The sequence below is a fragment of the Rathayibacter caricis DSM 15933 genome, from assembly GCF_003044275.1.
In the GTDB taxonomy this organism is placed as follows: Bacteria; Actinomycetota; Actinomycetes; order Actinomycetales; family Microbacteriaceae; genus Rathayibacter; species Rathayibacter caricis.
This window is the reverse complement of the sequence record NZ_PZPL01000001.1, coordinates 1,248,875-1,260,158: the sequence shown is the minus strand read 5'-3', so window position 1 is coordinate 1,260,158 and position 11,284 is coordinate 1,248,875. Positions and strand designations below refer to the sequence as shown.

The following is an 11,284-nucleotide window of genomic DNA, read 5'->3' as shown; positions in this document are numbered from 1 at the left end:
CCCTCCCCGCGGCCTACTCGATCAGCAGCGTCGCCGTGCTGGTCGAGGAGGCGCGCAGCGGCGTCTCGAGTCCCCGGATCGGGACAGCGGGACGGCCCTCCGTGCTCTGCTCGGCGCCGGAGACGGGCGCGGGAGCGGAGGCGCGGCTCGCTCCCGTCCGGAACCATGCGGCGAGAGCAGGGGTGCCGCGCCAGCGGCGGAAGTCGCGGTCGAGGGACGGGACACCGCGGTAGCCGGAGGCGCGGGCGATCTCCTCCAGCGCACCGAGGCGGTGGGGGGTGCTCGCCATGAGGACCGAGGCGAGCTCCATCCGGCACCGGGCCAGGTGCTCGTCGATCGAGAACCCGTAGGAGTGCCGGAACCGCAGGCGCAGCGTCAGCACCGGCACGCGGAGCTCCTCGGCCAGGCGGGCGGGGGTGAAGCGCGGATCGAGGAAGCGCTCGGTGACGAGCGCCGCGGTCGCGACGGCGAGCACGTCGGGTCGGTGGGGTGCGCGGGATCGGAAGGGACGGGAGGCGGGAGTCAGGCGACGAGGGAAGGGCATGGTGAGGAGACTCGCCCGCTGCCGATCTATGACGCGGTGGCGCACGATGATCTCACCATGGCGCGTCGGGAGGGATCGGCCCGCCTCACCGCCGTGCGCTGGCATGGGCACGGGCCCGCGACGAGATGCGATCGAGCTCGGCCGTCGAGCGGAAGCCCGCGGCCTCGACGGCCCGCACCCGAGCCGACTCCCCCGAGCCGGAGTCGGCGAGCAGCACGTCCTCGGCGACGGCGAGGCGGATCCGCTCGACACGGCGACGGATCGAGACCCCGTGATGCAGCCGGTGGACGACCCGCACGCGGATCTCGGAGACGCCGAGGACCCGGGCGACCGCGCCGGCGTCGAGCTCGGGCACCGTGTGGAACTGCCGCAGGGCGTGGTCGACGCGATCGCCGAGTCCGGTCGGACGGCCGGGCTCCTCCGCCCTGGACCGCCGGGCTCGCGGGCTCGCGGCGCGCAGGATCTCCGTCATCATCGTCGATCACCTCTGGTTCGGTTCGGGGCGGCCGCCGACGGATCGGCGGTGCGGGCTCGTCATCGCCGGGGGGCGGCAGGCGGACCTCGCGGGCGGCGCGTCCGAGCGCAGCGCGTCGGAGCATGCGGGATCACCTGATTATGGGTACGCCGCGCCCGGCGCGACCGGCCTGGCACAGGGTCCGTGGCGAATGGCGCGAGCCGTCGCGGATCCCGCCGGTCGCGCCCGGGCCGCCCGGTCTTCGCGACGAATCCGGGCGGGGGGAGGAGCGCACCGTCGATCATCGTCGTGCCGCCGCCACGCCCCGCCCCGAAGGAGAACCGATGCCCCCCTGCCCGCCCGCGGCGCTCTCGAGGAAGCCGCTCGCTCCGCCCGACGGACCGGTTCCCCGCCTGGAGCTCGACGTGACCGTGTCGCACCTCCCGCTCACCGCGGCGGAGGGGCTCCGGAGCGACGCGCTCGTCCTCGTGTTCTGGATCCACGTCCGCAACGGCACGCGGGCGAGCCTCCACGACCTCCACCTGCTGCAGGACCGCTTCTCGGACGGGTCGTCCGACGATCTCGAGTACGACACCGCCCCGTCGACCCTCGTGGGCCGCGTCGAGCGGATCGCTCCCGGCGCGGGATTCGTCACGGCGGCCCGCTACACCGTCCGTCCGCTCACGACACCGCGGACCATCGTGAACTCGCTCGACGTCCGGGGGACGGACGCCGACGGTGCTCCGATCAGCGGCCACGGGCAGGTGCAGGTCGCGGTCCGCCCCGACCGGACTCCGTCCGTGCTGTACCCCTTAGTGAGGTAGCGCGCGACGACGAGGGTGATCCCCAACCCCTCGAAGGGTGAAACTCTCTCAGGAGTCCGTCGCCGCGGGCAGTGTTCTGCCTGTCGGACCGCCCGAACGGCTCGGCAGAAAGGTGCACCGTCATGACCATCAGCGCGTTCGACCGGACCTCCATCGAGCGGGGCGTCACCCGCCGCGACGACGAGGCGAGGTCCTGGTTCCGCCGCATCGGACTCGAGGCGAGACCGTCCGGCCCTCTGCGCGTCGTCGCCGACGTGCTCCGGAGCGGCACGTTCGACGTCGTCCGGCTCTGGCACACGGCGGCCCGGCTGCACCGCAGCGCGCCCGTCGGCTCCGGGATCCGGCTCCTCATCCCGCTCGAGGGCGAGATCGTCGTGCAGCCGGACGACCCCGCGGCGCTGGAGGTGCGCGTGCGCGTCGGATGCATCGCATATCTGCGGCGCAGCCACTCCTACACGCTCGTCACCGACGGGCCCAGCGCGCGGATCGAGATCGCCCTCGAGAGCCCGCTCCTCGGCCTCCTCGACTGGGAGGACGGCGGTGCGCTGGTGACCGAGGCGGACACCGCGGGCCGGGGCATCCTGCTGTCGACCGTCAACTCCACGTTCGGCTCCTCGCTCGACGCCGACTCGCCCGCGTTCCCGCTCGTGCGCGCGGCGATCGAGCAGCTCACGGGCGCGGTGCTGGCCACCTCGCTGCCCCGCGAGCGGACCGAGACCGTGCACACCCGCGCTCTCGCGCTCATCGCGGCGATGTCAGCGGATGCGAACCTCTCGGTTCAGGAGGTCTCGGAGCGTCTCGGGGTACCCAAGCGGACGCTCCAGCGCGTGTTCGCCGCCAACGGCACGACCGTCTTCAACGAGATCCGGCGCGCGCGGCTGGCGACGGCGCGGGCGGTCCTCGGCGACCTGTCGGCCCCTCCCGTTCCGGGCCACGCGATGAGCGGCTACCTCCGCTCGCAGCGGTTGCAGCGGGATCTCCGGCACCTCGAGCCGGAGGCGTCCGAGGGGCTGCGCTGACGCGACGCGCCCGCCGCCCCTCTCCGACGATCGGGAGGGGCGGCGTCGCTGTGCGGGCGGAGCTCGACGCAGTCGTGCGCCTCCTTCCGGCGTGCGGTCGGCGGGCCTACTCTGGCTCGACCGGTCTCCCGTCGCCCCTCCCCACCGTGCCGACGGGAGTCGGCCGCACCCGTCTCCGCCCCCGAGGATCACCCACTCATGATCGACACCGACAGCAGCGCCGCCCTCCTCGACCGCTACCGCACGTCCGCCGCGATCGACCTGCTCGGGAGGCGCAGGCGTCCCCACGACGACGCTTCGGACGGCCCCTCGTGACGCAGGATCCCGTCGCCAGACGCCTGACGTCGGCGGTCGACGACGGCGACTGGACGACGGTCCTCGACCTCCTGCGCTCCTCGTACACGCACCTCGTGCAGGTCGAGCCCGCGATCCTCCTCCGTGCCCTCGAGCGCATGCCGCCGGAGGTCCTGGACCGGTCGCCGCGCCTGCGGATCGCGATGGCCCATCTCGGCCGCACCCTCCGCGGCGACGGCTGGGTCGACCCGGCGCCCGGTCGGCGGCCGCTGCCGGTACCGCTGTCCGCGGCCGATCAGCTGAGCGTCTGGGCGGCGCGGGGCTCGGTGGCGCGCGGGCAGGGGCGGATGGAGGACGCCCTCCGGCTGATGGCGGACGCCCGCGCGCTGCTCGGTCAGCTCTCCCCGCTCGAGGAGGCCTCGCTCTCGGCCGCGCTGCCCGAGCTCCTCCAGGAGTGGGCGCACACCTGCGAGCAGGACTCGCGCCTCGAGGAGGCCCTCGCGCTCCACGCCTCCGCGCACGAGTGGGCGATGGTGATCGGCCATCGCCCGATGGCCGCCTCGACGGCGGGATCGACGGCGCTCCTGCACGCCGTCGCCGGCCGCAACACCGCCGCGGACGACCGGCTCCGGCGAGCGCGCGACCTGGACGGAACCGCGCAGCCGGCGAGGCCCGTCGCCGCCGTCCTCGCCGAGGCCCTCCTCCGCGCTGATCGGCTCGACACCGACGGCGCCGTGCTGCTCCTGGACGGCCTCGACGGCACGGCCCTCGGGGAGCGCGGTCCGGCGGTCGACTTCGTCCGAGGCGTCGTCGCCCGCGGGCGGCCGCTGCTGTCGGACTCGGTCCTGCACGACGTCCGCGCGTCCCTGAGGGTCGCCGGCCCCCGGCCGGGGCGGGGGCATCCCGAGATCCTCGACGCGGTCGAGGCCTTCGCCGACGCGCCGGAGCGGCGGGTCCCGCAGGACGGACCGCTCTCGATGATGGCGCGGATCACCGCGGCGACCCGGGCGCTGTCGGCGCAGCTGCGCGGCGACGAGGCCACCGCGCGCCGACTCGCCGCGCCCCTCCTCGACTCCGCCGAGTGCCCCCGCGTGCTGATCCCTGCACTGCTCGCCGCCTCCGCCGACCCCGCCGGCGAGGTGGAGGAGGTCGCAGCGCTCGCGCACGCTCACGCGAGCTTCGGGGCGTTCGGCCTGCTCCCCGCCGACCGGCGGCAGCGGATCGCCGACGAGCTCGCGGCCTCCGGCGACCACGACGTGGCGGGGCGACTGCGTGCGATCGGCGAGCCGGCGGAGCTCACCCCGGCACGACGCCGGATCGCCTACGCGGCCGCCCGCGGCGCCTCCGCCCCCGACATCGCCGAGGAGAACGGGATCAGCGTCAACACCGTGAAGACCCAGCTGCGGGCGGTCTACCGCCGGCTGGGCGTGCGGTCGCGCGCCGAGCTCGCGGCGGCACTCGACGGGATCCCGGCGACGAGCCGGGGCGACGAGGCGCCGGAAGGCTGAGAGGCGCGCGGGCGGGAGCGCTCAGCGCGGGTAGGGCACCGACGCCGCGGGCCACGACGAGGCGAGCAGCTCGGAGCGGAGGCGGTGGTACTGCTGCACGGCGCTCAGGGAGTCGGTGCGGAACGCGATCGAGACCGCTCCGTCGCGCCAGTAGTCGTCCCAGCTCTCGTAGCGGGTGAAGACCCGGTCGCCGATCGCCTCGAGCAGCTGCCACGCGCGGTCCGCGGGCAGGTAGCCGGCGACGTAGGCGTAGCGGACGGCTCCGATCGCGCGCTCGGCGTCGCCCGCGAGCAGCAGCACCGGAGGCCGGCCGCCGAGCGGCTGGGCGCGCTCGAGCAGATGGAACTCGCTCTCGCCGGTGAGCGCGGCGACGCGGGAGCGCATCCGCTCGGCCTCGTCGGACGCCGACACCTCGGCGAAGCGGGCCGACAGCGGGCCGACGTCGAGCACGTCGGCGACGAAGAGCTCGAGATCCTCGGCCGACGCGATGCGGAAGTCGCGATCGAGCGCCGCGCGCTGCTCGCTCAGCACGGGCATCGGCAGCTCCGTCCAGGGCGATCCCTTGGCGCCGTCGGCGAAGCGGGCGCGGAGCGGCTGCGGCAGCTCGGCCCACGTCGGCTGGAAGGCGAGGGACGAGTTCCACCCGCCGAAGGAGAAGTCGCTCACGGCGTCCAGAGCCAGCAGCTGCTGCTGACGGAGGGTCGGCGACGTAGTGCGCGCCTCGGCGAGGTAGGCGAGCTGCTCCCGTCGCGGAGCGCCCGCATCGCGGACGGTGAAGATCAGCGAGCCGACGGCCAGGCCGATCGCCATGCCCACCGCGAAAGCGAAGAAGGGGAAGGCGGGCTCGCCGCCCTCGTCCCCGGCGAGACCGAGCACGAACCCGACGACTCCGAAGGGGACCGCGAGGGCGGTCAGCAGCAGGGCACGGCGTGCGCCGGCCCGACCGGAGCCGCGTCGGCGCTGATCCGCGGCCCGGGTGAAGCGCAGGCGGGGGCGGACGGGGAACTCGACATCACCCGGGTGATTCTGCAGCGGCACGGTCGCAGCCTAGACGGAGGGCAGCACCGGGCCGAGACGGATGTCGGTGACGTGTGCGAGCCTCGAGGCATGAAACTCGCCGAAGCCCTCCTCGAACGGGCGGACCTGCAGAAGCGGATCGAGGCCCTCCAGACGCGGATCGTCGCGAACGCCTCCTACCAGGAGGGCGAGGCCCCGGCCGAGGACCCGGCCGAGCTGCTCGCCGAGTGCACGCGGGCGCTCGCCGCGCTCGAGCGGATCGTGACCGCGGTGAACCTGACGAACACGGCCGTGCTCACTCCCGACGGGCGCACCCTCACGGCCGCCCTCGCCCGGCGCGAGACGCTGCGTGCCGAGCACTCGATGCTGGTGCGCGCGGCCGACGCGGCTGCCGGCTCGTGGGGTCGGCGTCAGATGCGGAGCGAGCTGCGGCAGCTGTCCGCTCTCCCCGTGAAGGAGCTGCGCTCGCGGGCCGACGAGATCGCCCGCGAGCTGCGCGACCTCGACGCGGCGATCCAGCGCACCAACTGGGAGGCCGATCTGGTGGTCTGACGCGGAGCGCGGTGAGTCGGTAGGCGCACCCGGAGCGAGCACACACCGTCGGGTCGGCGGTTCATCCGGCCCTCTGTCGACGCGGTGGGCAGCGTCACGGCTCCGGCCGTCACCACTCAGCCCCGCACCGAGGACCGGTGACCGCGCAGACAGGACACCTCATCACCACGTGCTGGCCGGACGCCGAGGGCGGGTTCGGGGACCTCACTGCGCTCCGGGGGCGGGCCGCGACGGCTGGGGACGGGGGTCTCGAGACGCCGCCGGCGGCGGCTACTCGACCAGCAAGGGGGCGCGGCGTCCTCACGCCGCGATCGCCCCTCCTGCTGATCGAGTAGCCCGCGCAGCGGGCGTATCGAGATCCACGACCACCGGAGCTGGGGGGGGTCTCGAGACGCCGCCGGCGGCGGCTACTCGACCAGCAAGGGTGGGGCGGAGTCACCGACGCGGGGACGCCGATCAGCGCCGTTCCCAGCCTCGGTCAGCCGCTCGGGACACAAGGTCTCTCAGGGTATCGGAAGCCCCTTGACAGGGGACAAGGAGGCGAAGAGACTCTCGCTCGACGCCACCCGAAGGCGTCCAGCGACGCCACCCGAAGGCGTTCCCGCTCGGTCCTCCGCCTCACCCACGGAGGCACCGCGCGGAGTTTTGTGGATCCTCGAGGAAGAGGGACCAGATGTCAGGAAGAACTCCGCGTGCGAAGCGGACCCCTCACTCCGCGATCAGGCCGGGGCTCGCCGCGGCCCTCACGATCGCGTTGGCGGCGGGCATGGTCGGCGCGACGACCGGTGCGAGCCAGGCCGCATCCCCGGCGCACACGGCAGCGGTAGCACCGCACACGCACGCGACCGAGGAGGCCCCGCACGACCACACGGCCGCCGAGGCCGCACCGCACGACCACTCGAGCACCGAGGCCCTGGCCGTCGTGTCGGCCGCGGCGGTCGCTCCGGCGACCATCACCTGGCTGCAGCGAGCGTCGGCGGCCATCGCGCGCGCCGAAGCGGGCGGAGTCGCCGTCGGCGGGAAGCTGTACGTCTTCGGCGGGCAGTTCTCCGGAGTCACGCAGACGCTGCGCTCCGACCGCTACGACCCGGCGACGAACAGCTGGACGCGCCTGCGCGACCTCCCCGAGCTGATCACGCACGCGCCCGTCGTCGCCGACGGCACCACCCTGTGGATTCTCGGCGGCTACGTCGGACTCGACAAGAAGGACTCGTCGCGGCGGGTGTGGAAGTACGACATCCCGACCGACACGTACACGGCGGGTCCGGCACTGCCGGCCGCGCGCGGCGGCGGCGGCGCGGCGATCGTGGGCCGTCAGCTGCACTACCTGACGGGCGCCGTCCGGCAGGACTCGACGGGCGCCTCGACCGTCGACCACCCCGACCACTGGGTGCTCAACCTCGACGGCGGCACCACGTGGACGGCGTCGACGCCGGTGCCGAACCCCCGCAACCACGTCGGCACGGTCGTCCTGGGCTCGAAGATCTACGTGATCGGCGGGCAGCACCGCGAGAACGAGTCGGGCACTCCGCAGGTGCAGGTGGACGCGTTCGACGTGGTGACGAAGACGTGGACCCGACGCGCCGACCTGCCGGTCGCGCGCGGCCACATCAGCGCCTCCACCTTCGCGTGGAACGGCAAGGTCCTGGTGCTCGGCGGCTCCGAGGCGGGCGCGGTCTCCTCCCGGACCCTGTACGAGTACGACCCGGCGACCAACGCCTGGATCACGCGCACCAGCCTCCCCGAAGCGCTGAAGAGCCCGGTCGCCGACCTGATCGACGGGAAGATCATCGTCAGCGGTGGACGCACCGCGTCGGGTGCGACCACGAAGACGTGGTCAGGATCCACGACCGCGACCACGTCGCCGTCGCCGTCCCCCTCGCCCACATCCGGCACCGCCGGCGGCTGGAGCACCGGCCCGGCCCTGCCGATCGACCTCCTCGACGCGGGCGGTGCCGCGATCGGCACGAAGATCTACGTGGTCGACGGCAAGACCAGCACCGGCCCCAAGTCGTCGCTGCGGATCTTCGACACCGCCACCTCCGCCTGGACCACCGGGGCCGGGCTGCCGGGCAGCGCGGTCGAGAACCCCGCGGTCGTCGCGCACAACGGCAAGCTCTACGCCTTCGGCGGATCGACCGGTCCGTTCTCGGGGGCGTCCAGGAGCCTGTACCGCTACGACCCGGCGACCAACGCCTGGACGGCGCGGGCGAGCATGGCGACCGGCCGCGGAGGAGTCGCGGGCGTCGTCGTCGGCGGCAGGATCTGGGCTATCGGCGGGATGGACTCGACCGGCGCCTCGCTGAAGACGACCGAGAAGTACGACATCGCGACCAACACCTGGTCGGCCGGTCCGTCGCTCCTGACGGCTCGCGACAACCCCGGGGCCGCGGTCGTCAACGATCGGATCCACGTCTTCGGTGGCCGCACCCGACTGGCGAGCGGCACCGAGGTCAACCCGAACCTCGCGAGCGCCGAGATGCTGAACCCGCTCTCGGGGGGCTGGCTGTCGCGCGCTCCGATGCCCACCGGGCGCCGCACCATGGCGGTCGGAGTCGTGAACGGACGCGTGATCGCGGCGGGCGGCGAGAAGCAGCCGAGCGGAGCGACCTGGCCGCAGACGCAGGAGTACGACCCTGCGACGAACACCTGGCGCTCGCTGCCGAACATGATCACTCCCCGCCACGGTGCCGTCGGCGCCGTCGTCTCGGGCAGGCTGCACGTCATCGCGGGCGGCCCCCGAGGCGGATCGTCCTACAGCCGGGTGCACGAGATCCTCACCCCGACGAGCGCGTCGTCACCGTCGCCGGCGACTCCGCCCCCGACGCCCACTCCCTCCGGAGCGACGTCGGTCAAGGTGCGCTTCGCGACCGCGACCGCGACCCCTCCCACCGGCTACCTCGCCGACTGGGGGCAGCCCTACGGAGCTCGCACGAGCGCCGGCCAGGGCAGCGGCCGGAGCTACGGCTGGGTCCGCGACGGCTCGAGCACCGCGGTCGACTTCACGTTGAACAGCCGACTGCGGACCGGGACCCCCACCTCGGACACCCGGCTCACCGGTCTGATGCACATGGACTGGCGCGGAGGCACCTCGGGGACCACCGGAGCGGGGTCGTGGGAGATGGCCGTCCCGAACGGCCTGTACTCGGTGACGATCTCGGTCGGCGACGCGGGGAACTACTTCGACAGCGTCGACCAGGTCAGCATCGAGAACCAGAACGCGGTCGCGAGGTTCGTGCCCAGCGATGAGGACCGGTTCCGGACGGCCGTCCGGACGGTGCAGGTCTCGGACGGACGGCTCACGCTGAGTCCCCGCGGCGGGACCAACACGAAGATCAACTTCGTCGAGGTCGAGCCGGTGCCGGCGAGCCCGGACCGCCCGCAGGTGGCGAGCGTCACCCCGGTCAACCTCACCACCGGCGCGACCCGCGACATCAGCGTCACCGCCGGCCTGGCCGTGACGGCGGGAGGGATCGCCACGTCGACGCTCACCCGCGAGACGGTGCGGCTGAGCGTGGCCGCCGACGGCTCGTCGGTCCCGGCCAACGTGAACACCAGCGGCGGCGGCGACGTCATCGTCCTCACTCCCGACGCCCCGCTCGTCGCGGGCACCACCTACCGCTTCGACGTGACGAGCGCGGTGCGGGACGTGTCCGGCAACGCCTTCCACCCCTGGTCGAGCGTCTTCACGGTGGGCACGGCCAGCGAGGGCACCGGCATCACCGGAGTGGCCTTCGACCAGGTCGCGACGACCGCGACCGGGCAGGGCTTCACCAGCGTGGCGATGGGCCCCGACGGCAAGCTCTACGCGGCGACGCTGGACGGGTACCTGTTCCGCTACCCGGTCGCGGCCGACGGGTCGCTGGGCACCGGCGAGCGGATCGACACGATCCGCACGCTCGCCGGCGGAGCGCGGACGGTGATCGGCCTCGCGTTCGACCCGGCCGCGACGGCTGCGAACCCGATCCTCTGGGTCACCGAGAACCGCAAGTACGTCGGCGTCTCGGACGTGCCGGACTGGACCGGGAAGATCGTCCGCCTGTCGGGCGCCGCGCTGCAGAACGGCCAGGACGTCGTCGTCGGACTGCCGCGGTCGGCCCGCGACCACGAGAGCAACTCGCTCGCCTTCAAGGACGGGATGCTCTACCTCACCCAGGGCAGCAACACGGCGATGGGCGCCCCGGACTCCGCGTGGGAGTACCGACCCGAGAGCAAGCTCAGCGCCGCCGTGCTGCGCCTCGACCCGGCGAAACTGCCCGCGACCCTGCCGCTGAATGTCAAGACCGCGGAGGGCGGCACGTACGACCCGTCCGCGCCCGGCGCGGCCCTGACGCTCTACGCGACCGGGGTGCGCAACGCCTACGACCTGATCTGGCACAGCAACGGGCGCCTCTACGTGCCGACGAACGGATCCGCCCGCGGCGGCGCCTTCCCGGCGACCCCCGCGACGCTCCCCTCGTCGTGCACCTCCCGGATCGACGGCCCCTGGACCGGACCGCGGGCGCCCGGAGTCGGCTCCAACCCGGTCGACGAGACGGACTGGGTGTTCAAGGCGACCCAGGGCGGCTACTACGGCCACCCCAACCCGTCGCGCTGCGAGTGGGTCTTCAACGGAGGCAACCCCACCTCGGCGCAGGACGCGTTCGAGGCGACCGCCTACCCCGTGGGCGTGCTCCCGGACCGCAACTACCGCAAGGCCGACGTCTTCGACGCCGGGCTGCACGCCTCGGCGAACGGAGTGATCGAGTACCTCGGCGGCGGCTTCGGCGGCGCACTGAAAGGCAAGCTCATCGTCGTCCGCTACAGCGCGAGTCAGGACCTGATGGTGCTGGACCCGAGCGGGACCGACGGCAGGATCGTGAGCCGCACGCTCGGGGTGGCCGGGTTCAAAGGCTTCGACCAACCGCTCGACGTGGCGCAGCACGCCGCCTCGGGGAGCATCTACGTCACCGAGCTGGGTGGGCGGAAGATCACCCGCCTCGTTCCGCGCGGCTGACGAGCGCCGGCCGGCGGCTCCTGCGAGCGCCGGCCGGTCCTCCTCCTCCGTGACCGTTGCGCTCGCGTCCCCGCCG

Annotated in this window: 8 protein-coding genes; 5 read left to right on the top strand and 3 right to left on the bottom strand. The window is 73.7% G+C overall.

The features are described from left to right. Positions 1–13 precede the first annotated feature (13 nt). A complete protein-coding gene (locus tag C1I63_RS05875; protein ID WP_146168376.1) occupies positions 14–544 on the bottom strand; it encodes a helix-turn-helix domain-containing protein in 531 nt (176 codons plus the stop codon). Between the two features lie 85 nt (positions 545–629). Beyond that, positions 630–1,019: a hypothetical protein gene (locus C1I63_RS05870; protein ID WP_146168375.1), complete on the bottom strand. Its 390-nt coding sequence runs from the start codon at positions 1,017–1,019 to the stop codon at positions 630–632. A gap of 323 nt (positions 1,020–1,342) precedes the next feature. On the opposite strand from C1I63_RS05870, the gene C1I63_RS05865 reads away from it, so the two are divergent. The 3 genes from C1I63_RS05865 to C1I63_RS05855 all read left to right on the top strand — a co-directional run bounded on the left by C1I63_RS05865 (position 1,343) and on the right by C1I63_RS05855 (position 4,643). Beyond that, positions 1,343–1,822: a hypothetical protein gene (locus C1I63_RS05865; protein WP_107574128.1), complete on the top strand. Its 480-nt coding sequence runs from the start codon at positions 1,343–1,345 to the stop codon at positions 1,820–1,822. 122 nt (positions 1,823–1,944) lie between these two features. Next, positions 1,945–2,841, top strand: coding sequence for a hypothetical protein (locus tag C1I63_RS05860; protein WP_107574127.1), 897 nt, complete (start codon positions 1,945–1,947; stop codon positions 2,839–2,841). A 311-nt stretch (positions 2,842–3,152) separates the two neighbouring features. Further along, a complete protein-coding gene (locus tag C1I63_RS05855) occupies positions 3,153–4,643 on the top strand; it encodes a LuxR C-terminal-related transcriptional regulator (RefSeq protein ID WP_107574126.1) in 1,491 nt (496 codons plus the stop codon). Positions 4,644–4,664: 21 nt separating this feature from the next. Here C1I63_RS05855 and C1I63_RS05850 read toward each other — a convergent pair whose 3' ends face one another. Further along, positions 4,665–5,681, bottom strand: a complete 1,017-nt coding sequence (locus C1I63_RS05850; protein ID WP_107574125.1) for a DUF1266 domain-containing protein — start codon at positions 5,679–5,681, stop codon at positions 4,665–4,667. Positions 5,682–5,750: 69 nt separating this feature from the next. Between C1I63_RS05850 and C1I63_RS05845 the strand changes: the two genes are divergently transcribed. Further along, positions 5,751–6,212: a DIP1984 family protein gene (locus C1I63_RS05845; RefSeq protein ID WP_107574124.1), complete on the top strand. Its 462-nt coding sequence runs from the start codon at positions 5,751–5,753 to the stop codon at positions 6,210–6,212. A gap of 673 nt (positions 6,213–6,885) precedes the next feature. Continuing rightward, positions 6,886–11,208, top strand: a complete 4,323-nt coding sequence (locus C1I63_RS05835; protein ID WP_107574122.1) for a Kelch repeat-containing protein — start codon at positions 6,886–6,888, stop codon at positions 11,206–11,208. Positions 11,209–11,284: the final 76 nt, after the last annotated feature.